This window comes from Desulfosediminicola ganghwensis (assembly GCF_005116675.2).
In the GTDB taxonomy this organism is placed as follows: domain Bacteria; phylum Desulfobacterota; class Desulfobulbia; order Desulfobulbales; family Desulfocapsaceae; genus Desulfopila; species Desulfopila ganghwensis.
Genome location: NZ_CP050699.1, coordinates 1,768,310 through 1,790,956 on the forward strand (window position 1 = coordinate 1,768,310; position 22,647 = coordinate 1,790,956).

22 protein-coding genes are annotated in these 22,647 nt (G+C 49.4%); 18 read left to right on the forward strand and 4 right to left on the reverse strand.

The window, feature by feature from the left end:
* The first annotated feature begins 297 nt into the window (after window positions 1–297).
* A complete protein-coding gene (locus FCL45_RS07470; RefSeq protein WP_136797423.1) occupies window positions 298–2,034 on the forward strand; it encodes a 30S ribosomal protein S1 in 1,737 nt (578 codons plus the stop codon).
* Between the two features lie 140 nt (window positions 2,035–2,174).
* A complete protein-coding gene (locus tag FCL45_RS07475) occupies window positions 2,175–2,459 on the forward strand; it encodes an HU family DNA-binding protein (protein ID WP_136797421.1) in 285 nt (94 codons plus the stop codon).
* Here FCL45_RS07475 and FCL45_RS07480 read toward each other — a convergent pair.
* Complete coding sequence (locus tag FCL45_RS07480; protein ID WP_136797419.1) at window positions 2,440–3,051, reverse strand: L-threonylcarbamoyladenylate synthase; 612 nt, start codon at window positions 3,049–3,051, stop codon at window positions 2,440–2,442. The two genes, FCL45_RS07475 and FCL45_RS07480, sit on opposite strands and share 20 nt — an antisense overlap.
* Window positions 3,052–3,321: 270 nt before the next feature.
* On the opposite strand from FCL45_RS07480, the gene guaB reads away from it, so the two are divergent.
* The 14 genes from guaB to FCL45_RS07550 all read left to right on the forward strand — a co-directional run bounded on the left by guaB (window position 3,322) and on the right by FCL45_RS07550 (window position 17,836).
* Entirely contained in the window at window positions 3,322–4,785 is a 1,464-nt protein-coding gene (gene guaB / locus FCL45_RS07485; protein ID WP_136797418.1) for an IMP dehydrogenase, read from the forward strand.
* Window positions 4,786–4,844: 59 nt separating this feature from the next.
* Window positions 4,845–6,395, forward strand: coding sequence for a glutamine-hydrolyzing GMP synthase (guaA, locus tag FCL45_RS07490; RefSeq protein ID WP_136797416.1), 1,551 nt, complete (start codon window positions 4,845–4,847; stop codon window positions 6,393–6,395).
* 31 nt (window positions 6,396–6,426) lie between these two features.
* Entirely contained in the window at window positions 6,427–7,191 is a 765-nt protein-coding gene (locus tag FCL45_RS07495; RefSeq protein ID WP_136797414.1) for a LabA-like NYN domain-containing protein, read from the forward strand.
* Window positions 7,192–7,342: 151 nt separating this feature from the next.
* Window positions 7,343–8,173: a mechanosensitive ion channel family protein gene (locus tag FCL45_RS07500; RefSeq protein ID WP_136797412.1), complete on the forward strand. Its 831-nt coding sequence runs from the start codon at window positions 7,343–7,345 to the stop codon at window positions 8,171–8,173.
* A 59-nt stretch (window positions 8,174–8,232) separates the two neighbouring features.
* Complete coding sequence (gene glk, locus FCL45_RS07505) at window positions 8,233–9,249, forward strand: glucokinase (RefSeq protein WP_228721493.1); 1,017 nt, start codon at window positions 8,233–8,235, stop codon at window positions 9,247–9,249.
* Window positions 9,250–9,265: 16 nt separating this feature from the next.
* Complete coding sequence (locus FCL45_RS07510; protein WP_136797409.1) at window positions 9,266–10,342, forward strand: phosphotransferase enzyme family protein; 1,077 nt, start codon at window positions 9,266–9,268, stop codon at window positions 10,340–10,342.
* 378 nt (window positions 10,343–10,720) lie between these two features.
* On the forward strand, window positions 10,721–12,190 hold the full coding sequence (locus tag FCL45_RS07515; RefSeq protein ID WP_136797408.1) for a M28 family peptidase: 1,470 nt from the start codon (window positions 10,721–10,723) through the stop codon (window positions 12,188–12,190).
* A gap of 382 nt (window positions 12,191–12,572) precedes the next feature.
* Entirely contained in the window at window positions 12,573–13,691 is a 1,119-nt protein-coding gene (tgt, locus tag FCL45_RS07520; protein WP_136797406.1) for a tRNA guanosine(34) transglycosylase Tgt, read from the forward strand.
* Between the two features lie 118 nt (window positions 13,692–13,809).
* Complete coding sequence (gene yajC, locus FCL45_RS07525; protein ID WP_136797404.1) at window positions 13,810–14,175, forward strand: preprotein translocase subunit YajC; 366 nt, start codon at window positions 13,810–13,812, stop codon at window positions 14,173–14,175.
* A gap of 149 nt (window positions 14,176–14,324) precedes the next feature.
* Complete coding sequence (sixA, locus tag FCL45_RS07530) at window positions 14,325–14,786, forward strand: phosphohistidine phosphatase SixA (protein WP_136797402.1); 462 nt, start codon at window positions 14,325–14,327, stop codon at window positions 14,784–14,786.
* A gap of 179 nt (window positions 14,787–14,965) precedes the next feature.
* Window positions 14,966–15,685: a ribonuclease HI gene (gene rnhA / locus FCL45_RS07535; protein ID WP_136797400.1), complete on the forward strand. Its 720-nt coding sequence runs from the start codon at window positions 14,966–14,968 to the stop codon at window positions 15,683–15,685.
* Between the two features lie 33 nt (window positions 15,686–15,718).
* Window positions 15,719–16,003, forward strand: coding sequence for a transcriptional regulator (locus tag FCL45_RS07540; RefSeq protein ID WP_136797399.1), 285 nt, complete (start codon window positions 15,719–15,721; stop codon window positions 16,001–16,003).
* A gap of 276 nt (window positions 16,004–16,279) precedes the next feature.
* Window positions 16,280–16,699, forward strand: coding sequence for a VOC family protein (locus tag FCL45_RS07545; RefSeq protein ID WP_136797397.1), 420 nt, complete (start codon window positions 16,280–16,282; stop codon window positions 16,697–16,699).
* A gap of 234 nt (window positions 16,700–16,933) precedes the next feature.
* Entirely contained in the window at window positions 16,934–17,836 is a 903-nt protein-coding gene (locus FCL45_RS07550) for a DMT family transporter (protein WP_136797396.1), read from the forward strand.
* 92 nt (window positions 17,837–17,928) lie between these two features.
* Here FCL45_RS07550 and FCL45_RS07555 read toward each other — a convergent pair whose 3' ends face one another.
* Together FCL45_RS07555 and FCL45_RS07560 are read right to left on the reverse strand one after the other, a co-directional pair.
* Window positions 17,929–18,234: an AzlD family protein gene (locus FCL45_RS07555; protein ID WP_136797394.1), complete on the reverse strand. Its 306-nt coding sequence runs from the start codon at window positions 18,232–18,234 to the stop codon at window positions 17,929–17,931.
* A complete protein-coding gene (locus FCL45_RS07560; RefSeq protein WP_136797392.1) occupies window positions 18,227–18,991 on the reverse strand; it encodes an AzlC family ABC transporter permease in 765 nt (254 codons plus the stop codon). The genes FCL45_RS07555 and FCL45_RS07560 overlap by 8 nt, the downstream gene beginning before the upstream one ends.
* A 131-nt stretch (window positions 18,992–19,122) precedes the next feature.
* On the opposite strand from FCL45_RS07560, the gene FCL45_RS07565 reads away from it, so the two are divergent.
* Together FCL45_RS07565 and FCL45_RS07570 are read left to right on the forward strand one after the other, a co-directional pair.
* Window positions 19,123–20,202 carry an MBL fold metallo-hydrolase gene (locus FCL45_RS07565; RefSeq protein ID WP_136797390.1) on the forward strand — a complete coding sequence of 360 codons (1,080 nt, stop codon included), beginning with the start codon at window positions 19,123–19,125 and terminating at the stop codon, window positions 20,200–20,202.
* Between the two features lie 369 nt (window positions 20,203–20,571).
* Window positions 20,572–20,838, forward strand: coding sequence for a VF530 family protein (locus tag FCL45_RS07570; RefSeq protein WP_136797389.1), 267 nt, complete (start codon window positions 20,572–20,574; stop codon window positions 20,836–20,838).
* A 36-nt stretch (window positions 20,839–20,874) separates the two neighbouring features.
* Here the strand turns inward: FCL45_RS07570 and dbpA are convergent, their stop codons facing one another.
* Entirely contained in the window at window positions 20,875–22,314 is a 1,440-nt protein-coding gene (dbpA, locus tag FCL45_RS07575) for an ATP-dependent RNA helicase DbpA (RefSeq protein WP_136797387.1), read from the reverse strand.
* Between the last annotated feature and the right edge of the window lie 333 nt (window positions 22,315–22,647).

A 22,647-nucleotide genomic window follows, 5' to 3' on the forward strand; every position in this document is an offset into this window, starting at 1 on the left:
GCACATCTTCGCCGGAAATCGATCTTTTCCACTATTCACAGGCATTGCCGATATTTCGTATACTAGAATATCGCCTATTCGGGACTACCGGAAAAAGCACCGGGCAGGCCATTTTTTTTCCGCCCTGCAAGGAAGTGCTTGTGGTAAGGTAGATTTGTTGGTATAAAGTAGGGTTCAGGGTTAGAAGAGGTTGCCTTGCCCGAGGCGACTTAACTCATTAACGTGGCGATGAAAACGTCCCACACAACCACCTTAAACGCGTAGCCTTTTTTGGTCTACTGCAACGAGCAAATCCAAATGACAGAAGAATTGAAACAAGCAAACCAGGACAGTGGCGAAGAGTTAAGCTTTGCAGAACTCTTTGAGATGGAAGAAAACAGCACAGTTGTTGCTGTTGGTGATGTTGCCATTGGTACCATCATTGGTACCGAGGATGACTACTTTCTTGTCGACGTGGGTGACAAGGCAGAGAGCTACATCGCAAAGTCTGAGTTCCGCCTGGAAGAAGATCAGGAAGTAACCGTAGGCGACACCTTCGAGGTGTTTGTCGAGCGTCGTAAAGATGAAGGCGGTCTCCTGCTCTCCCGTGAAAAGGCTATTGCTATTAAGGTTTGGGAAGACATCGCCAAGATCCAGGAAGATGACGGAACCATCGAAGGTAAGATCGAGAGCCGTGTTAAGGGCGGTATGTCGGTCGATATCGGCGTTCCAGCCTTCCTGCCATACTCTCAGATTGATCTCCGTCCGGTCAAAGATCTGGATGCACTGATTGGAGAGTCTTACGAGTTTAAGATCCTCAAGTTTAACAAGAAGAGAAACAACGTTGTTATTTCTCGTCGTGCGATCCTTGAAGAAGAGCGTAACAAGTTGCGTGAAGAGATGCGTTCCAAGCTCGAGGAAGGCCAGATCATTTCCGGTGCGATCACCAATATCACCGATTACGGTCTGTTCATCGACATGGGCGGTATGGACGGTCTCTGTCACATCACCGACCTTTCCTGGGGCCGCGTTTCCCACCCAGCCAAGATGTACAAGGTTGGTCAGGAAGTTGAAGTTAAAGTACTCAAGTACGATAAAGATAACGATCGTGTATCCCTCGGTATCAAGCAGCTTCGCGAAGATCCGTGGGCTACCGTTGTGGACCGCTATCCGCTTCAGGAGAAAACCACCGGTAAAGTTGTATCCATTACCGATTACGGTGTCTTCGTCGAGTTGGAAGAAGGCGTTGAGGGTCTGATCCACGTTTCCGAGATGACCTGGTCCAAGAAGCCGCGTCACCCATCCAAGATGGTTTCTGTTGGCGACGAGGTAGAGGTAATGGTACTCAACATCGAGCCTGAGACCAAGCGTATCTCCCTCGGCATGAAGCAGCTCCAGCCGAACCCATGGGATCTGGTAACCGAGAACTACCCGGTTGGTTCCATCATCGAAGGAAAGATCAAGAACATCACCGACTTTGGTGTGTTCATCGGCATCGAGGAAGGCATCGACGGTCTTATCCACGTTTCCGACCTTTCCTGGACCGAGCGCATCAAGCATCCTTCCGAGAAGTATGCCAAGGGCGAGACCATTCAGGCAGTTGTTCTGAAGATCGATCGCGAGAACGAGAGATTCTCCCTCGGTGTTAAGCAACTGGTTCCTGATCCGTGGCAGGCAGCCTACAACAACTACCCATCCGGTACTGTTGTAGAAGGTGAGATCACCAACGTGACCGACTTCGGCGTATTCGTAAAACTCGAAGAAGGAATCGAGGGTCTGGTTCACGTATCCGAGCTGAGCAAGGATAAAGTGAAGACTCCGGTAGGTATGTATCAGGTTGGCGACACCCTGAAAGCTATCGTAATCAATGTTTCCTCTAAGGATCGTAAAATCGGTCTGTCCGTTAAGACCCTCGAGGGTGACGGAGAGAAAGCAGCAACTGAGTCTTATAGCAACAAAGCCGAGACTACCGGTGGCGATGCTGCACCGTCAACCTTCGGTGATCTTCTGAAGGCAGCTGCAGAGAGCGGTGGTACTGGAACTGAAGAAGAATAATCGTTCCGGTACGTTATATATCTCTTGTTGTACCAAGGTTGTTTTGCCGGGAACATTCCGGCAAAACAGCCTTTTTTTATACGCAATCAAAACCGGTACCTCCCATGGGGCGGTGACGGCTTACCATTGAAGATGGAAAGATGTTAAAAAAAGATATAGTCAATAAAGTGAGTGATCAGCTCACCATGCAGAAGCAGGACGTGGGCGTAGCTGTTGATATAATTCTCGAAACCATGGCTGAGGCGCTGCAGGACGAGCGTCGTATCGAGCTACGTGGTTATGGCAGCTTCTCTGTACGCCAGCGCAAGCCGCGCTGCACAAAGAACCCGCGCACCGGAAAGATGATGGACATTCCGGAGCGCAATACCCTGCATTTCACGATGAGCAAATCTCTCAAGGAAGCGCTCATCGAAGAAAAGGAGTAACGTCTCCTTTTCCTTCACGGAGGACCTCCGGAACCTCACCGGTCAGATCGATGACTGATGAGGGATCGGTATAGACAAGTCCTCCGTCTATCACCAGGTCGACCCTGTTGCCCAGCAGCAGGTCAATGTCATACGGGTCTGATAGTGGGGATTTTTCCCCGTCCGGCAGACTCGTATTGACGATGGGATTGCCGAGAGCCTGGATAAGCATTTGGCTTATCTGGTTGTCCGGAACACGTATACCTACAGTTTTCTGCTTGGTCACCATTACTTTTGGTACCACTTTCGTCCCGGGCAGAACAAACGTATATGGTCCAGGCAGACGTTTCTTCAGCAGTCTGTAGGCGGTATTCGACACATGGGCATAATTGCTGATATGTGTCAGGTCTGAACACATGAATGAGAATGGTTTTTGTTTCGGACGCTGTTTTATCTGCGCGACGCGTTTAATCGCCTTCTGATTAAAAATGTCGCAACCGATACCGTAGCCGGTGTCGGTGGGATAGCATACCACGGCACCGCTCTTAAGCTGTTCAACGACCCGGTTTATAAGCCTGGGTTGTGGGTTAAACGGGTTGATTTCAAGTAGCATATCAAATGTTCCTTTACTGGGTGCAGGAGTCTATACCCTGGTCACCCCCGGTCGCATGCCGGAGTATCTCCGGTGCAGTACACGAAAATTTACATGTTCTCTGCATAATGACTTATTATTACTCAGCAGAATGTTTTACCATTATATTCTAAAACACTGGGCAAAAAAAAGTCAGAGACGCAGGGAATGACGGGAAATTGTATCTTCCCGCAGAGCCTGAATACGTTTATGTTCTTTTTTTTATGTCACAAATCCTGACAAGGAGGGGCTATGTTACCAGATAATATTGAAACAGCACTCACATTCGATGATTTACTTCTTGTACCGTCTGCATCAGAGGTCCTTCCTAATGAAGTGTCGCTTGCGACACAACTCACAGATTCAATTAAATTGAATACACCGCTGGTCAGTTCCGCTATGGATACTGTAACCGAGCACCGCACTGCCATTGCAATGGCGCGGGAGGGTGGCATTGGTATCATCCATAAAAACATGAGCATCGAACAGCAGGTGCTTGAAGTCGAGCGGGTGAAAAAATCAGAGTCCGGCATGATCATCGATCCGATCACCGTCAATAAGAACCAGTCAGTACAGGAAGTTCAGGAGATCATGTCAATGTACAAGATTTCCGGTCTGCCTGTTCTGCACGAAGGCAAGTTGGTGGGAATCGTCACCAACCGCGACCTCCGCTTCGTCTCCGATGGCGACCTGAGAGTCTCTGATGTTATGACCAGCAAAAACCTGGTTACAGCCAAAGCCGGTATCACTCTTGAACATTCCAAGGCCTTGCTCCATGAGCATCGCATTGAAAAGCTGCTGGTTGTTGACGACGCAGGTGCCTTGAAAGGCCTGATCACCATCAAGGATCTTGAGAAGATCAAGAAATATCCGAACGCAGCCAAAGACAGCTACGGCAGACTTCTTGCCGGCGCGGCGCTTGGTGTGGGCGATAATATCGAGGCCCACGCAGAGGCCTTGATGAAGGTCGGTATCGATGTTGTGGTAATCGATTCAGCCCACGGTCACTCCAAAGGTGTCATTCGCGCTGTTGAGCGGGTACGCGGTACGTTCCCGAATCTCTCTATCATTGCCGGTAACGTGGCTACTGAAGAGGCCACTGCGGATTTGATCAAGGCTGGTGTAAACGCGGTAAAAGTAGGTGTTGGTCCTGGCTCCATCTGTACTACCCGCATCGTGGCCGGTATCGGTGTGCCGCAGATGACGGCTATCAGAAACTGTGTAAAAGCGGGCAGCAAACATGGCATTCCGATTATTGCCGATGGTGGCATCAAGCATTCAGGTGAGTTGGCCAAGGCTATTGGTGCCGGTGCAAGCAGTATTATGATCGGCTCCCTCTTTGCCGGTACCGATGAGACCCCGGGTGAAACTTTCCTCTATCAGGGCAGAACCTACAAAGGATATCGCGGTATGGGCTCTCTGGGCGCAATGAGTCAGGGCTCTTCCGACAGGTACTTCCAGTCTGAAGTAAGTTCCACGTCAAAGCTGGTTCCTGAAGGTATTGAAGGTAAAGTGCCGTATCGTGGCCCGATCATCTCGGTTATTTATCAGCTTCTCGGCGGTCTCCGTTCCGGCATGGGCTATGTCGGTGCAGCGACCATTAATGACCTGCAAACCAAAGCGAAATTTGTTCGTATCTCACCGGCTGGTCTGCGCGAGTCCCATGTTCATGATGTAATTATCACCAAGGAAGCGCCTAACTACCGCACCGCATAATACCGGGGGACGGCTTTTCCCGTCCTCCGGCAAAATTGTATCTGACTAAAGAGCATATTATGGATATCCACAGCGAAAAAATACTCATTCTGGACTTCGGTTCACAAACCACTCAGCTCATCGCCAGGCGGATCAGGGAGCAGAAGGTATACAGTGAGATTCACCCTTTCAATATCTCCATCGACAAAATACGTGAGCTGAAACCCACCGGTATTGTTCTGTCTGGTGGACCGTGCTCCGTATACGACGAAGACGCTCCGCACTGCGATTCCGAGGTGTTTGAGCTTGGTGTACCGATACTCGGTATCTGCTACGGGGCCCAGCTGATGGTTCAGCAGAACGGCGGTAAGGTCGAAAAGGCTGAAAAACGTGAGTTCGGTAAGGCCGATCTGCACGTAAGCTTCACTGAGGGGCTTTTCGCGGGTCTTGAGACCGGTGATTTCCCACATCAGGTCTGGATGAGCCATGGTGACCGCATCGAAGTGCTGCCTGAGGTTTTCGAAGTAACAGCTACCAGCGAGCATTCGCCCTATGCGGCAATCAGGCACACCCAGAAACCTTTCGTGGCTGTCCAGTTCCACCCTGAGGTGGCGCACACCCTGATCGGTAACGACGTACTGCGGAACTTTATCTTCGGTATCTGTGGTTGCTCCCCAAACTGGACCATGCACTCTTTCATCGAGGCCAATGTGGAGGCCATTCGCGAGAAGGTCGGTGATGGCCATGTCATCTGCGCTCTCTCCGGTGGTGTTGACTCTTCCGTTGTAGCGGCAATTATCCATAAGGCCATCGGTGATCAGCTGACCTGTATTTACGTCAATAACGGTCTGATGCGTACCGGTGAGTCTGAGTCCATCCTCAGATTTTTCAGGGAGAAGACCAAACTCAACGTAATCCAGGTTGATGCCACCGAGTTCTTCCTCAGCGAGCTGGATGGGGTACTCGATCCGGAGATCAAGCGTAAGCGCATCGGTCTCGGTTTTATAAAGATTTTCGAAGAAGAGGCCCATAAGATTGGTGAGGTACAGTATCTCGCCCAGGGAACGCTCTACCCTGATGTAATTGAGTCCGTTTCCTTCCGTGGTGAGGCTCCGATCAAGTCCCATCATAATGTTGGCGGCCTGCCGGATATCATGAAGCTTGACCTGATCGAACCACTCCGCGAACTGTTCAAGGACGAGGTTCGTGAACTCGGGCTTGAGCTTGGTCTGCCGGAAGAGGCGATTTATCGTCAGCCGTTCCCGGGGCCGGGCCTCGGTATCAGGATTATGGGTGAAGTTACCGGTGAGCGCCTGGACATTCTGCGTCAGGCTGATGTAATTGTGCTTGAGGAGATGCGCAAAGCTGGGCTGTACCGCAAGGTATGGCAGTCTTTTGCGGTACTGCTGCCGATTCAGACTGTCGGCGTTATGGGTGACGGTCGCACCTACGAGAACGTTGTTGCAATACGTGCCGTGGATTCCCGCGATGCCATGACCGCGGATTGGTCCAGATTACCGTACGATGTGCTGGGAGTAATTTCAAGCCGCATCATTAACGAGGTGCGCGGTGTGAACAGGGTATGTTACGATATCTCTTCGAAGCCTCCCGCCACTATCGAGTGGGAGTAATCAACACATCATTATCGTTGGGAAATAAAGAATGCTAAAAACTGGTATCTATGTCGATGCCGAGAATATCCGGCTCTGCGGCGGATACGGCATGCGCTACGATGTGCTTGTCGATCTCGCCCAGGCTGGTAATTCCGAATTGCTCAGGGCAAATTCCTACCTGGCTGAAGATGGTGAAAGAACTAAAGACGATCCTGAGTATCGTCAAAAGCTCTATCGCTATCATGATGTCATCAGGCAATGTGGATTCAAGGTCATCAAAAAATTCGTGAAGCACTTTGTGGATGATGAGGGCATTATCACCACCAAGGCCAATGCGGATATGGACCTCGCAATCGATGCTCTGTTGCAGGCAAGAAACCTCGACCGAATTATCCTGCTCACTGGTGATAGTGACTTCATCCGCCTGGTACTGGCCCTGCAGAATATGGGCTGTCGGGTGGAGGTGATAGGTTTCAAGTATGTCAGTCATGAGCTGAAAGAGGCCGCGGATTCATTTCTGTCTGGTTTTCTGGTGCCGGGGTTGCTGCCGATTCTAAACGGTGGGGCGGAAGAACGGCAGCGCGGTTTTCCCATGAACTATAATCCGGATCGTGGTTTTGGTTTCATGCGTTTTTACACCCTCACCGAAGAGGGTCTGATACCTGAGTCTGTATTTTTTCATTGTTCAAAAGCACCTGAGGTCAATGATAATCTCTTTATGGATTCTTCCAATATCTTCGAGTTTACAGTTGTGACCAATACTGATAACGGGGGCAGAACCGAAGCCTGGGATATTCGTCTTGCGGAAAGCTAAACAGCTTTTCTTTCCACAGATGTGGAGCAGTAAGCCAAAAGATAGAGCAAGCTGACAATTCAATTAGTCGTAAAGCAATTCATTGTATCTTGACGTTCCACCCCATTGCCGTGACCGGTTTTGGGGTGGCCCGTAACTAAAGGAGGATAGTATGGCTTTTGACTGGAGTTCGATTGATTTGGTTGCACTTGAGAAGCTCGCATTGAGCTGGGGAGGAAGAATCCTCTCTGCACTGGTGGTGCTGCTCATTGGTATGTGGCTGGCCAGAAAATTTGCCAACACTTTTGCCAGAGTTCTTGAAAGCCGGAAAATAGATATCACCCTCACCAAGTTTCTCAGCACCATCCTTTATTACATCATTCTGGTAGCGGTCATCATCGCTGCAGCTGCTCAAGTCGGTATAAATACCGCATCATTTCTGACCGTTGTCGGTGCCGCCTCCCTGGCAGTCGGTCTCGCCCTGAAAGATTCCCTGGGTAACTTCGCCTCCGGGGTAATGCTTATTCTCTTTCGACCATTCAGGGTGGGAGACTATGTAACAGTTGGCGGCGAGAGTGGAACTGTTGAAGAAATACATATATTTAACACCATTCTAAATACTCCGGACAACCAGAAAAAGATTATCCCCAATTCTCTGGTGAGCAGCAATACCATCACCAACGTTACCGCCAATTCAACCCGCCGAATAGATCTGCTGGTGGGAATCGGCTATGATGATGATATTAAGAAAGCCAAGGAAACTTTAGAGTCGATCCTGGCAGAAACTTCCGGTGTGTTGCCGGAACCGGAGCCGGTGGTGGCTGTTGCTGATCTTGGTGAATCATCTGTGGACCTCGTGGTGCGGCCATGGGTGAAGACTGATGAGTATTGGCGGGTTCGCTTCGAGATAACCGAAAAAATCAAACAGAGGTTTGATGAGCAGAACATCAGTATTCCGTATCCACAGAGGGATGTGCACATGCACGGGGTTGCGGAGGCCTGAGTAAAAAAATCGGTTGGTGTGCTGTACTGATTGTCGTAAAGGAGTTCGTTGTGACGGAGATGCTATTAGCTGTTGATATTGGTGGTACCAAATGTGAACTGGCTCTTTTCCCTTCAGGAAGCAGCCTCACGCCGGTCGCCCGAAAACGCTTTGCCAGTGCAGACTACCCGGATCTTGAAGAGATAGTCGCAGAGTTCCTGTCTGAAACAGGGGAGAAGCCAACCCATGCCTGTGTTGGTGTGGCCGGAGTGGTCAGTGATGGCTGCGGCAGAGTGACCAACCTCCCCTGGATAGTACATGAAGAAACTATACAGCAGCGTTTTGGTTTTCAAGCTGTTCAACTTATCAATGATCTCACCTCCGTCTGTGCGTCCCTGCCGATACTGGAAGGGGCCGATCTCATGGAGATTCAGGCTGGCCAACCGCAAGCTGGCCAGTTGATAGGAGTGGTTGCCCCGGGGACCGGCCTCGGTGAAGGGCTGCTGGTGCAAAAAGATGGTTTGTTCTTTCCCAGGGGATGTGAAGGTGGTCATGCCGACTTCGCCCCGGTGGATGAATTGCAGACTGAGCTGATGAAGTGGATGCTCGGCAGACGTCAAAGGGTCAGCTATGAGAGCCTCATCGCCGGGCCGGGAATACCAAACCTCTACGATTTTCTGCATGAGCAGCAAGGGATTCCCGAGCTGGCCGAGGTTCGGCAAGAGTTTGACTCCACCACAGATCGTACCCCGGTCATATTTCACCATGCCTTCAGTGAGCATCCCTGTCTGCTCTGCCGACAGACCATAGACCTCTTTTTAGAGATTCTGGGAGCTGAAGCCGGCAACCTGGCCTTGAAGCTCTATGCACGCGGTGGAATCTATATCGGTGGGGGAATTGTGCCGAGGATAGCTGACAAGGTATCTTTTGACGGTTTTCGCCAGGCATTTCAGGCCAAGGGGAAAATGGCCGAACTCATGGAAACGTTTCCGGTACAACTGATCCTGCGTAAGGATGCGGCACTGCTTGGGGTCGCTAAATATGGTCGTGAGATTATGATTGGTACACCAGTAAGAACCACCAGGCATTTTCATTAAGTTTTTCTCTAATAGTATGGCCTTAAAGCAAACATTTATCCCTGTTGAAGTATTGAACTCTTATGGTCTGGCCGATCGGGAAACGGTGGTCGTTCCATTGGGTAAGGGGAATATTAATGATACCTACCTCGTCTCTTTTTCAAGCGGAAAAGTTGTATTTCAACGAATTAACGCTGCCGTTTTCCCAGCTCCTGCAGCTATTGCCGCCAATTTCCAGTTTGTCTCAGGTCACATTCAAAAACAGATAAGAACAGCTCCTTTTGAGTATCAATGTGCAGAACTGATTCCCACTCTGGAAGGGGAGGGATGGTACATTGACCAAAAAGGGGAATGCTGGCGAGCACAGAATTATATTGAGCATGCCGTTCCGGAAAGCCGGCACCTGAATTATGGCAGTGCTGTGCAATTGGGCCAGGTGCTCGCTCGTTTTCATCTGCTCACAGAAGGACTGGATGTGACGGAACTTCACGAACCGATTCCTGGTTTTCACCGTACTCTTCGTTATCTCGAGAGTTTCGATACTGCCCTTGCTGAAGCGCAACCGGCTGATAGCGCCGCGCTTTCTGCATGTAGAGCATATGTAGAGCGATTTCGGAAGAGAGTTACGGTCCTGGAGCGAGAGCGTGCTTCAGGAAGGTTACCGATCAGGGTCATGCACGGTGATCCGAAGCTCGATAACGTCATCTGGAGAGAATCAGAACAGGCGAAAGGCCTTTTCGATCTGGATACTGTCGGCCCGGGACTGAGATTGTACGATCTCGGGGATTGCCTGAGATCCAGCTGCAATCTTATCGGTGAAGAAGCGTGTCAGCATGAGGTAACATTTTCTGCAGAAATTTTTCAGGCTGTGCTTGAGGGATACTTCAGTGCCGGAGACAACTTTTTAGGCGCTAACGAAAGAGAACTGATTGTTGATGCTGCACTCACGATCACTGTGGAACTGGGTGTTCGATTCCTGACAGATTATATTAGTGGTAATGTTTATTTCAAAACGACCAGAGATGGGCAAAACCTTGAGCGAGCGTTGGTGCAATTCAAACTGGCCGACTCCATGGAATCGCAGGAGAAGGAGCTTCGACGCATGATAGCCTGAGGATGCGTCCAGCGCAACATCCGCCCATCACAACCACCCCAGACATTAATCCAGATCAGTGCAACTCCATATAGAAACATATTTTGACCAGATAATTAGCCTAGCTAATACGTCAGTTATTTGTTAGGCTGCACCCTGTTATTCGTTTCGCATTCGCGAAACTTGAAGACGTGTTCACGTAATCCAGAAAATCCGTAGACTATCGTTCCGTAGACATTCTTAATCAGCAGGGGTTATTGGCTTTCCAGGTTCTGTGTTCTGTATTGTGCCCTGATTGTAGTAGGTGAATCGTGAGTTGGCTGATGTTCAAGGTATGTCGGTAGTGGAATGGAGCCGACATGAAACTCAACAAAGTTGGCATGGAAAAAGGAGAGAGTTATGCGTAAAAAGATGTATAAAGCTGTCCTGTTCGGAGCATTGATAACCTGTTGTGCTACGGCGCAGACTTCAAGTGCAGCAGTGGGTGTAGATTCGACTGATCTGCGTGAGCTGATAGAATCAACACAAATTATGGCGACCTTGTCTGACCTCAGTATAATAGGAGAGAGGTTGCCGGGAACAGCAGGTTACGATTCGGCCGCAGATTATATTGAAAATACCTTGTTGAGCTACGGCTATTCAGTGACCCAGCAGCCATTTACCTTTCAGTTCTGGGAAGAGTTGGCAGACCCGGTTTTGGAGAAAACTGCACCAACCGTAGTTAGCTATACCCCGTATGAAACCGATGGATTCGCAACCATGGAATACTCCGGAAGTGGTAATGTTGTAGAGCAGACGGTGATAAAAGCTGAGGTCTTTGGTTGTAATCCGGCGGATTTCGATTCAGCAGACTTTAATGGCAGCATCGCTTTGATCGAGCGCGGAGAGTGCACTTTTTTCCAGAAAGCGGCAAATGCTGAAGCGGCTGGGGCGGTAGCTGTGATTGTTTATAACGACGAAGCGCGCCAGGAAGCCTTTCTCGGTACTTTAGGTGGAGAGGGGATAACTGTTCCTGTGGTTGGAGCTGCCTACAGTGCCGGTCTGGAGTTACAGGAAGGAGGGACATTAGCATCGATTTACGTGGATGCAACTGTGACCAGTGTCGAAACATACAACATTATTGCTGAGACCCAGAGCGGACGTGATGATCGGGTGGTCGTGGTCGGCGCCCATCTCGATGGTGTCGCCGGGACTACTGCCATGAACGACAACGGGTCCGGCTCAGCTACAATTCTGGAAATCGCCAAGCAGATGAGTGCGCTCGGGGTCGAGCCGGTGAACAAAGTACGTTTCGCTTTCTGGAGCGCTGAAGAATCAGGCCTTATCGGTTCTACCTATTATGTCGACCACCTGACTGAGCGTGGCATTAAAGATATCGCCTTGAACCTCAACTTCGATATGCTGGCTTCACCGAACTATGTCAGGTTCGTCTATGATGGAGATGGTTCGGCAACTGAATTGGCTGGCCCGAACGGTTCTGCCAATATCGAAGCAGTGTTTGCAGACTATTTTGACTCCCAGCAAATCCCTTTTGAAGAGACTGCGTTTGATGGTCGATCAGATTATGGGCCGTTTATCGAAGCAGGAATACCGGCTGGTGGTCTCTTCACCGGTGCTGATGAAATCAAAACTGTGGAGCAGGCGGCAATTTATGATGGTGTTGCAGGTGAAATGCTCGATGCCAATTACCATACCCCGGCTGACAATTATGCCCAGCTCAATGAGGAAGTGTTAGATGTTATGGCAGATGCTGCGGCCCACACTGTGTTAACTTTCGCAATGACAAAATCCTCGGTAAATGGTACCGCGAAAGGTTCACCAGTAGCCAAGGAGAAGCTTACGTATAAAGGTCCCAAGGCCCAGAGATAATACCGATCCTGACACTCGTCATGTCTGAAAAACCAGGCCGGATTACACTGTGTAACCCGGCCTGGTTCATTCCCTGCTCGCATCAATTCCCCAAAAGTTCAGTTTTGCGTTAACTCGACATAGCCTTTAATCGTGATGATTGTGGTGTGCATAGGAATTTCAGGATGACCATCTCAGCAGATGGAGAGCTGGCAACTATCCCTTTCCAACAGGAAAAAGGTTTACGGCTACGATTCACTCCTGTATTATCAGGGGCTGTTTTGCGCCCGTCAGATGATATGAATTTTTATGAAAGTTCTCCCAGTTATCCCGTTTAGCCCGATGAATAATGCTGGCTAGCAGGTAATTTTAGCAATAAAAGCAGATTAGACGATATATAACCATGCAGACCCAGACTCCATTCACCCTGCACAACACCTCCAGTGAATGTGCAGCCCGCCGTGGCCACGTCACTACCAGACAGGGTACTATCCAAACTCCGGTTTTCATGCCGGTAGGCACCCAGGCCACAGTTAAGGCTGTCACCCCGGAAAACCTCTATGAAATGAATGCCGAGATTATCCTGGGCAATACCTATCATCTCTTTATCAGGCCGGGACATGAACTCATCGAACGGTTCGGTGGGTTGCATGGTTTTATGAACTGGAAAGGCTCGATCCTCACCGACAGCGGTGGTTTCCAGATATTCAGCTTGAAAGACCTGGCCACAATAACCGAAGAGGGTGCGTCTTTTCGTTCCCATCTTGACGGTTCAAAGCTGTTTCTCAGCCCGGAGGATGCAGTTCAGGTCCAGCAGAGTCTCGGTTCTGATATCATGATGTGCCTCGACACCTGCATTCCTTATCCGGCGACGAAGCAGGAAGTAATAGATTCCACGGCGCTCACCACCCGTTGGGCCGAACGGTGCCGCAAAGCGCATACCAAGCGTGAGCAGTTGCTGTTTGGCATCATTCAGGGTGGTATGCATGAAGAGTTGCGTAAAATGCACACCGAGCAGTTGATGGAAATAGGTTTCGACGGCTATGCTATCGGCGGCCTGAGTGTTGGTGAGGAACCGCAGGTGATGTACGACATCACTGAGGCCACCACCCCGCACATGCCCGACAATTATGCCCGTTATCTGATGGGGGTAGGTACCCCGAAAGATCTGGTTGAAGGTGTTTGGCGCGGCGTCGATATGTTCGACTGCGTTATGCCAACCAGAAATGCCAGGAATGGATATCTCTTTACCTCGACCGGCAGGGTCGTGATCAAGAATTCGCGATATCGTGATGATATGCGACCATTGGATGAGGCGTGTACGTGTTATACCTGCCGCAATTATTCCCGCGCATATCTCCGTCACCTGTTTGTCAGCCGGGAAATTTTAAGTTATCATTTGAATACCATTCATAATCTCCACTATTACCTCAACCTGATGGCCGGTATCCGAAAGTCGATTGAGGAGGACAACTTTGCCGCATTCCGCAAAGATTTTTATGGCAGGCTTGAGAGTGAATGAGTAGATTATTATAGTTTTTTTTAACAGAAGTATCCGGTATGTCTTGCGGTGTTCCCTTGATGAATACCAGCCGGATAACAATCATATTTCCTAATTCGATTCTCTGGAGGAAAGTATTATGACCAGTGTAGCATATGCGTCGGCTGCCGGCGGTGGAGCGGCTGGAGGTTTTGCCTCATTCATTCCGCTCATCCTTATATTTGTAGTTTTCTACTTTTTGCTTATCAGGCCACAGCAGAAACAGGCCAAGCAGCATCAGCAGTTCCTCTCTGATCTGAAAAAGAATAGCCGTGTCATGACCAAGGGTGGCATTCATGGCATTATCACAGATCTGAGCGACAATGTCATTACCCTGGAGATTGCCAGGGATGTGACCATCAAAGTTTCCCGCGATGCAATTGCAGGCGCGATCAACAAGGATGGTACCGCTGTGGCAAAAGATCCTAAAAAGAGCGGCAAAGAAGCTCCCAAATCCGGGGGCTGAGGCATCAGAGGCTGCTAAGGCTCTACAGGCTGTAGAATACGGTAGTAAAAACCGTTTTGTTCTTTATGAACAAAACGGTTTTTTTGTGTGAATATGATAGAATAAGGAACATAGGGGGTGTTTTTAACATTCTATTTTAAGGAGGCTCTATGGCCATTTACCTGGTGCAGCATGGTTTAGCTCTTTCCCAAGAAGAAGACCCGCAACGGGGGCTTGCCCAGGAGGGCATCGAGAAGGTGAGGCTTATAGCCGACGTGGCGGCGAACTACTCGGTGAAAGTCGATACAATATTTCATAGTGGCAAAGCAAGAGCGGAGCAGACTGCCCGGTTGATGGCAGCGGCTCTTGAACCATCAGGGGGCATTGTAGCACGAGCTGGACTTGCCCCAATGGACGACGTGGCGACGTTGGCCATGGAACTTGATCCGGCAAGCAATATTATGCTGGTGGGGCATTTGCCTTTTATGGAGCGTTTAACCTCATTGCTGACGACTGGTTCGGCAGCGTTTCGGGTGTTTAAGTTTCAGAATGGAGGCATTGTTTGCCTGGATCGGGACGCTGAGAATGAGAAGTGGTATGTCAAGTGGGCGTTGATGCCCAACGTAGGATAGACTCATCAGCCCAGGCGGGCCATCTTCTTCAGTATTTTGACCGTGGATATAGGTTGACTATTATCCACGGTCAAAAACTTCGAATATGTCGCCGCCTGAACAGATGAGTAATGGCAAACTTCTAACGTGAATTAATTATCGAAAATATATGGCCTTCACAAGGTCTGTTAAAATTATAAATGGCTAAACAGAAATTTTATGCAGTTGCGGTGGGCGGGAAGAAAACTATCTATACCGACTGGGCAACAACTGAAAAGCAGGTGAAAGGTGTTGGTGGGGCGAAGTATAAGAGTTTTCCCACCAGGCAGGAAGCAGAGGCTTGGTTAAAGAACCCGGTCTATGCGTCAAAAGGGAAAAGCGCTGCAAAGAATAATGGTGGCAAGCCAAGTGGAAAAGCGAAAACGTTGGTGCCCAAGAATATTCCTGCTAATGCAATAGTCATTTACACGGATGGTGGTGCGATCAACAATCCCGGCCCAGGCGGCTATGGTATCGTGATAACTGACGGTGACGCATGCAGGGAAATCTCTGGCGGTTATCGTTTGACCACCAACAATCGTATGGAGATGACTGCCTGCATTGTCGCCTTAAAAGAGGTGATTGGTGAGGGGCGGCCGATCGTGCTCTATTCCGACTCCAGCTATCTGGTTAATGGAATCGAAAAAGGCTGGGCCCGTGGTTGGAAACGGCGTGGCTGGAAGAAATCAGATGGCGCACCTGCCTTAAACCCCGATCTCTGGGCGGAGTTGCTCGATCTGCTCGATCAGGGCAAAGTTGAGTTGCGCTGGGTCAAAGGCCATGCGGGGAACGAACTGAACGAGCGTTGCGATCAACTGGCGGTTGCCGCGGCCCGTGGGACTGACCATCGTGTCGATAGAGGCTACGAACAGAGCATATAATGGTATTGGGAAGAGTCTGTAGGAGAGAATACTATGGGGGCCACATTACGGAAAAAAATAATCGAGTTGCTCGAAGAGGAGGAACTCGATGCTCTGGAATTGAGCGGTATACTTTCCATCCGTGAAAAGGAGGTGTATGAGCACCTCCCCCACATTGCTAAATCCCTGGCTGCATCTGGCAGAAAACTAGTAATCAGCCCCTATATATGCCTGGTGTGTAATTACTCCTTTGGTAAGCGGGATCGTTTCGACCGGCCGGGACGCTGCCCCAGATGCAAGGAAGGTCATATCCGGATGGCCACCTATTCTATAAAATGATCCCCGCTTAATGCTGAGCGATCTTCTTCTGTGTCTAATCGTATGCCATGATTCACTATCGGAGCCTGAGCTCTGGGCGTAGTATTTCCCCGTTAAGATCTGGAACCTGATAGCATCTGCACGCTATTTCCGGTAAACTCCCAGGCTTTTCTTGTAGGGAAGCCTGGACATTATTTTTGCGGCGCTACAGATCAATGGCAATACTATACAGACACCGGCTCCACAGAGGGCTACGCTTCATCCCCTGAATTACATATAAACAAAGGATTATGATTGATGAAATTTCTACACACAATGGTTCGGGTAAAAGACCTTGAGCAGTCAATTGACTTTTTTACCAATATACTTGGCTTGGTAGAAACCAAGAGAATGGATTTTGAAGAAGGACGTTTTACTCTTTTATATCTGGCAACCGCACCTGGTGAACCTGAAGTTGAGCTAACCTATAACTGGGATCAGGAAGAAACATACAGTGTGGGCAACAATTTCGGACACATAGCCTTCAGTGTTGAAAATATTTATGAATACTGTCAAATGCTGATGGACAAAGGTGTAACAATCCTCCGTCCACCACGGGATGGTCATATGGCCTTTATTCGTACCCCTGATCAGATTTCAATAGAGTTTCTGCAGGAGGGAGAGAAACTTCCTGTTCAGGAACCATGGGCATCCATGGAGAACCAGGGCAGTTGGTAGTTTCGATTTGAGCGCCTCGTCCATAAAGCATTTCGACACGGTGTTTCCGGTTGCCATGGGTGAATCTGAAACACCCTCTGAAATTCTATTCTTTATTTTCTGCTCAGTCCGAGTCGGGTGAACACCACTTTCCGGTCTGTTATCACGGGCTGTTCCTGGGGAATTCCGGGACGTTCGTCAACTTAAAAAGATCCTTGACCGACCTCTTTCCAGTGTAAATATTGGCAAAATATTATGTCGTCTTTTCTCGCCATTCCCGTCAGTGTACGGTTCATGCTCTGTTCCGCGCTCTTTTTTGCCCTTATGGGCGGTTGTGTAAAAGGAGCCAGTTTGAAAGGCATCCCGGTTCTGGAGATACTCGCCGCCCGGGCACTGATCTCTTCAGCCTTGAGCTATATCGATATTCGTCGAAAAAGGATCAGCCCCTGGGGAATCAACAAGCCCTTGCTCATCGCCAGAGGTGTGGTTGGAACCATGGCCCTGGTCTGTGTGTTTTATGCGGTAACAACGCTTCCCCTGGCTGAGGCTACACTGCTGCAATACCTTTATCCGGTATTTACCTCACTGCTTGCCTTTTTCTTTTTGAAAGAAAAAATTCTGAGATCCACCATAGTGTGTATACTTCTCAGCCTCACCGGGCTGTTGGTGATGGTTCAGCCGGGGTTTTCGTTGTTTGCGTCTTCAGTTGCTTCTGTAGCACTAAACCCCGCTGGAGTATCTGCAGCCATTCTTGGCTCTCTTGGTACGGGTATAGCCTACGTGTTGGTGCGAAAGCTCAGCAGCATAGAAGATCCTTCGGTTATCATTTTCTACTTTCCGTTTATCGCTCTGCCCGTTTCTTTTTTGCTGCTCGGCAATAACTTTGTCATGCCGCCTGATGCTGCAACATGGGCTCTCCTGCTACTGGTGGGAGTCTTTACCCAGATCGCACAGTACTGTCTGACCATGGCCATAAAAGGTGAGAAAGCTGCCAAAGCTACGGCATACTCCTATGCCCAGGTAATTTTCTCAGCACTGATCGGTTGGGCTTTTTTTATGGAGGTTCCGACCATCACCACTTTGCTTGGTGCTCTGTTTATTATTGGCGGTGCTCTGGTGAACCTTTGGGCGCCCTTGGACCGGGCGCCAAAGCTCTGATTGGGAGATACAAAAAACTGGGGAAGTGTGTTTGAAATGGTCAGAGGAAAATTGAAAGTGCGACTATTTTACTCCTGCCCCCTCACTGGCAGTTACGTTCCGAAATAGCGACTCACAGCCACAATCGTCACCCCAATCACCATCGAGGCAAAGATATTGCCTGTGCGCAGGCTGCAAAGAGCGGTGCAGGCGGTAGCTATCCAACCCCAGAAGCCTGCGGCGAATGCTGCGGGAACAATAAGGGAGAGCAGGATTGTGCCAGGCAGGGCGTCCATAAATCTTCTGAATTTTCCGGTTTTCGGTAAGCGTCCGGCCAGGAGCAAACCGCCCAGACGAAGACTGTAGGTCGCCACTGCTGCGGCCGCTATTACCGCATAGATCATAGCTGAATCAACCATTGTTCTTTTCTCCCTGGCTTTTCTGCTGGTGGCTGACAGGCATAATCGCGGTAAGCAAGGCTCCACCAATTCCACCAACCAGAATGTACCATTTACCGGGGATCAGCTTTTCGGCAATAAAGGCCAGCAACGCTGTTACAATCCAAGGCCAAAGATCCTGACGTCCGCGCCAAAAGCTGAAAACCAACGCGGTGAAAACTGCGACAAAGGCAAAGTCCAGGCCGAACTGTTCCGGGTTACTGATGACAGTTCCGAGCCTATGCCCGGCCATGGTTCCAGCGCACCATGCTCCCTGAACACAGATTCCACCACCCAGCAGGAACCAGACGGTTGTTAGTTCCTTTCTGCGGAATCTGGCCATGGTCATGGCCCAGTTTTCATCGGCGACTAGATGGATGAACACCATCTTCTCTTTGAGTGTTTTTTCTGCAAAGAGCGGTTCCAGCGAGGCGCCAACTAGCAGGTAGCGCATGTTAATTACCAGCACCGCCAGGGTGATCTCTGCGATAGGTAATGGCGGCAGCCACATATCGACCATCACGAACTGGGCCGATCCGGCGAATACCGAGAGGTTCATAACCAGAAGCTCAACCCAGCTTAATCCCTTTTTAGCTGCGATCAGGCCAAGCACACTTCCGTAGGCAGCAACGCTGGCCGCAACCACAAGGTTGGCGATAAATCCGGCCTTGAGCTGGGACGACAGGCTATCAGCCGCCTCTACCTGTTCTGTAATTGAAATATCAGTTGTTGTTTTCATGACTGTAACCATAACAAAGTAACTGCTTCCTAGTCTTGCACGATATTGCTCTTTTTACCCTCGATGGCTATCGTACGTAAAACCAACTCATTGCCGGCAATTGAAAATTATCGGAAACGAGAAATAGAATTATGATTAACTGGAAGGGCATTGCTGTTGTTGTTGCAACGCTGATTCTGCTTTCCGCCTGCCTGCTTGACCCCAGGCCATTTGACGAAGGTGCCTGGCGACAAAGCGTTGCCGGGATGCAGGTTGAGGATCTTTACAGCGAACACCAGCGTGATGGTGTGTTCTTTAACCCCTGGCTGGGAAGTACCCGGGGATTTGGTGGATTAATCCGTTGGCAGCTCTCAACGAAAGAAGAATATACCGATGAGGCGGAAGAGTACCTGCCAGAGTTGATACCGGAACTGCTTGACCGCATTGAACAACTTAAAGCTGATAAGGATTTTTTAGTCTGGATAGGACACGGCACGTTTCTCATCCGAATCGACTCCATCTACTTTCTCACCGATCCCATTCTCTCCGACAGGGCCTTGCTCCCTAAACGTAAAACCCGGCCTGCCATGAATATGGAAGAACTTGCCGGTCTGGATCTTCCCCTGCAGGTTATTATTTCCCATAATCACTACGACCATCTGGATGTCGGGACCATAAAGGCATTACCTGAACAGTCCCGTATTCACGTTCCCCTTGGCCTGCGGAGTTATGTGCAGAAATATCACAAGGGCGAAGTGGTTGAATATGACTGGTGGGATGAAAAGAAGTTCAACGGCTGGAGACTTACCAGCCTGCCAGCTCAGCACTGGTCAAGGCGAATAGGCCAGGGGCGTGATACGACTCTCTGGGCCAGTTTTATGATCGAGGCGGGCGGCAAGGTGATCTATTTGGGGGGTGATAGCGGCTATTTTATCGGTTTCCAGGAGTTCGGCAGGCTGTATCCAAAGATCGATTACGCCCTGATGCCGACCACCGCCTACCATCCCCGTTGGTTTATGCATTATCCCCATATGAATGTCGAAGAGGCGGTGGAAGCGTTTGAGGATCTTGGTGCAGACTATTTCATTCCGACCCAGTGGGGCACCTTCAGACTGGGGGATGAGCCACCGGGGCTGGCCATACAGGATCTACAGGACTTGATTGAAGAACGTAAGCTTGATGAAGCGCAATATCTTGTACCGAAGCTGGGGGAGATTGTGGAGCTGGAGTAACCGGGATTTTTCAGTTGCCAGAGGGACATTATGAAAAGTGATGTCTCAGGACCTACTCCGGCAGGTTGATGGTTTTTCGGCTCGAGTTTCCAGCTCAGCATGTATTTCATGGAGTTATCTTCTTAGGTAGTCATGATGCAGGATTATTATCTCGCATTGAGGGATGCAATCTCTCTGATTGAAGAAAGGGGGCAAACAATTCAATAGTCCGCTAATGGCTCTTCATCAGGGATGGATTTTCTCCCCAAAAGAAAGGTAGTGTTCAGAGCACGCCAAAGGCAATATTCCCTTGCTATATTGTCTCAGACACACTACAGGTCTGCTTTGCTATCAAGCTGATTCATCCTTTATCTCAAGTGGTACCCATAAATGACTGACAGACAAACGAAAGATCTCCTGCACGGAGTCACCCTGGAGCAGATTCTCAATGCCCTGGTGGCTGATTACGGTTGGGAAAAATTAGGAAAGTATATAAAGATCAAGTGCTTTACCACCAATCCTACGGTGAAATCAAGCCTCAAACTCCTGAGAAGAACTCCCTGGGCCCGGACCAAAGTTGAAAATCTTTACATATCCATGAAGAAGCGTGAAATACGTAAGAGTGGTGATGTGTGGAAAAGCGCGAAACACAACTGATCTGCCGGTTTTCACAGATCAGTTGTGATCAGATAGCTACATCTTTTTTGAGTTGAGTGCTATCGTTTCCCAGACATTGACTGGATTTACCTGTGTCGATTCTCCAAATACCCAGACGGGGAATGTCCGCCCTTTGATCCTGCCATGTTTGAGCAGTTTATGCGCTTTATCGATCACGCTGCTGTCAATTGCCACGTAACTCTGGCGGTCGTAGACATCTATTTTCCCCACATATTTTCCTGCTATTCCCTTTTGGCCGGTGAGTGCACCGAGGATATCGCCGGGCCGCATTTTGTGTTTTTTCCCCGCCTCTATGACAAGGGTGGAATTGGGTGGGGTGAGAGTGAAATTCTCGACTTCGGCCAATGAATCCACAGCCTCAAATCGGCGCACTTCGTGGCGGTACTCCTCTTCCACTTCACGCGCTTCACTATCTGTGAACAGGGTAACAGCAATACCTTCCTTGCCTGCACGACCTGTTCGGCCGATGCGATGGGTGTAGACCGCTCTGGTGAGGGGGACATCGTAATTGATCACCATCTCCAGCTCCTTGATATCAATACCTCGCGCCGCCACATCGGTGGCCACAAGAACTGAACAACTGTTATTGGCAAACTGGACCAGTACATCAGTTCGCTCAATCTGCTCCAGATCTCCGTGTAATGGCTGGGCATCAATGCCAGCATCATGGAGTTCTTCAGCGACATTCTGCGCTTCGATTTTGGTATTACAAAAAACCAGAGTATTGCCAGGATTGTGGTGAGCGATTGTCTTTATCAGTACAGAAAGCTTTTCGCTTTTGGGTACCTGGTAAAAGTATTCTGTAATCTTGTTCGCAGGTTCTGCTGAAACGGTTTGAATGCTGACCGCCTCATTCTGGATTGTGGCGCTCAGGTTCAAAATCTTCTTCGGATAGGTCGCTGAAAAGAGGAGTGTTTGTCTCTCTTCCGGCATTTTGGAGATAATCTCATCTATGTCGTCGATAAAACCCATGTCAAGCATACGGTCTGCTTCATCGAGTACCAGCGTATCCAGATCCTTGAGGGAAAGATTCTTTTTGCCGAGATGTTTCAATATCCGCCCCGGAGTTCCGACAATTATATGGGCCCCGTGCAGCAGTGAACCATACTGGGGACCAAAAGGGACACCTCCACATAAAGTGAGAATTTTCACATTATGGGTTGCACGTGCCAGCCGACGCAACTCTTTGGCAACCTGATCTGCAAGTTCCCGGGTTGGGCATAACACCAGAGACTGAACTCTGAATTTTGTAACGTCCAGTTTACTTATCAAGCCGATACCGAACGCAGCGGTTTTGCCACTGCCGGTCTTTGCCTGGGCAATTACATCGAGGTTATCGAGGATATGCGGGAGGCTTTCTGCCTGGACAGGTGTCATGGAATTAAAGCCAAGTTCCTGAAGGTTGTGGAGCATTGCAGCTGAAAGCGGCAAATGCGAAAAATCTGAGTCACTCATAGCAGTATTTTTTCCTAATACCTTAAAACGTTATGGTTGCGTTTCTGGCGAACTCTTACGAAACCCGTCGGAGAAAGCCACTGTGGCAAATCGTGCTGTATTGAGAACTAATGGTCTCGGACACGTAAACGAAAGGTAGTGCTGGTGTCATTTTGTATCTGCATCTCACCTACTCTAAATGATCAGAACCAGTATATAGTCCTGATGTTCCGGCACACTTTGAAGAGGCGCAACAGGTACGAGTGGTGAAGGCAGGCAGGATAGATATAGTATTCGGCCAATTACAGGGGCAAGCGTCGTAGCGCATGCGGCAGGATACCACTTAAACAGTCC

Excerpts from the sequence above, each read along its gene's own strand:
- FCL45_RS07540 (WP_136797399.1), top strand. The coding sequence starts at position 15,719 with ATGGGGGCCACATTACGGAAAAAAATAATCGAGTTGCTCGAAGAGGAG.
- FCL45_RS07545 (WP_136797397.1), top strand. The coding sequence starts at position 16,280 with ATGAAATTTCTACACACAATGGTTCGGGTAAAAGACCTTGAGCAGTCA.
- FCL45_RS07500 (WP_136797412.1), top strand. The coding sequence starts at position 7,343 with ATGGCTTTTGACTGGAGTTCGATTGATTTGGTTGCACTTGAGAAGCTC.
- FCL45_RS07515 (WP_136797408.1), top strand. The coding sequence starts at position 10,721 with ATGCGTAAAAAGATGTATAAAGCTGTCCTGTTCGGAGCATTGATAACC.
- rnhA (WP_136797400.1), top strand. The coding sequence starts at position 14,966 with ATGGCTAAACAGAAATTTTATGCAGTTGCGGTGGGCGGGAAGAAAACT.
- FCL45_RS07510 (WP_136797409.1), top strand. The coding sequence starts at position 9,266 with ATGGCCTTAAAGCAAACATTTATCCCTGTTGAAGTATTGAACTCTTAT.
- guaB (WP_136797418.1), top strand. The coding sequence starts at position 3,322 with ATGTTACCAGATAATATTGAAACAGCACTCACATTCGATGATTTACTT.
- FCL45_RS07555 (WP_136797394.1), bottom strand. The coding sequence starts at position 18,234 with ATGGTTGATTCAGCTATGATCTATGCGGTAATAGCGGCCGCAGCAGTG.
- FCL45_RS07470 (WP_136797423.1), top strand. The coding sequence starts at position 298 with ATGACAGAAGAATTGAAACAAGCAAACCAGGACAGTGGCGAAGAGTTA.
- FCL45_RS07475 (WP_136797421.1), top strand. The coding sequence starts at position 2,175 with ATGTTAAAAAAAGATATAGTCAATAAAGTGAGTGATCAGCTCACCATG.
- guaA (WP_136797416.1), top strand. The coding sequence starts at position 4,845 with ATGGATATCCACAGCGAAAAAATACTCATTCTGGACTTCGGTTCACAA.
- dbpA (WP_136797387.1), bottom strand. The coding sequence starts at position 22,314 with ATGAGTGACTCAGATTTTTCGCATTTGCCGCTTTCAGCTGCAATGCTC.
- FCL45_RS07565 (WP_136797390.1), top strand. The coding sequence starts at position 19,123 with ATGATTAACTGGAAGGGCATTGCTGTTGTTGTTGCAACGCTGATTCTG.
- glk (WP_228721493.1), top strand. The coding sequence starts at position 8,233 with ATGCTATTAGCTGTTGATATTGGTGGTACCAAATGTGAACTGGCTCTT.
- FCL45_RS07495 (WP_136797414.1), top strand. The coding sequence starts at position 6,427 with ATGCTAAAAACTGGTATCTATGTCGATGCCGAGAATATCCGGCTCTGC.
- FCL45_RS07480 (WP_136797419.1), bottom strand. The coding sequence starts at position 3,051 with ATGCTACTTGAAATCAACCCGTTTAACCCACAACCCAGGCTTATAAAC.
- tgt (WP_136797406.1), top strand. The coding sequence starts at position 12,573 with ATGCAGACCCAGACTCCATTCACCCTGCACAACACCTCCAGTGAATGT.
- FCL45_RS07550 (WP_136797396.1), top strand. The coding sequence starts at position 16,934 with ATGTCGTCTTTTCTCGCCATTCCCGTCAGTGTACGGTTCATGCTCTGT.
- FCL45_RS07560 (WP_136797392.1), bottom strand. The coding sequence starts at position 18,991 with ATGAAAACAACAACTGATATTTCAATTACAGAACAGGTAGAGGCGGCT.
- FCL45_RS07570 (WP_136797389.1), top strand. The coding sequence starts at position 20,572 with ATGACTGACAGACAAACGAAAGATCTCCTGCACGGAGTCACCCTGGAG.
- yajC (WP_136797404.1), top strand. The coding sequence starts at position 13,810 with ATGACCAGTGTAGCATATGCGTCGGCTGCCGGCGGTGGAGCGGCTGGA.
- sixA (WP_136797402.1), top strand. The coding sequence starts at position 14,325 with ATGGCCATTTACCTGGTGCAGCATGGTTTAGCTCTTTCCCAAGAAGAA.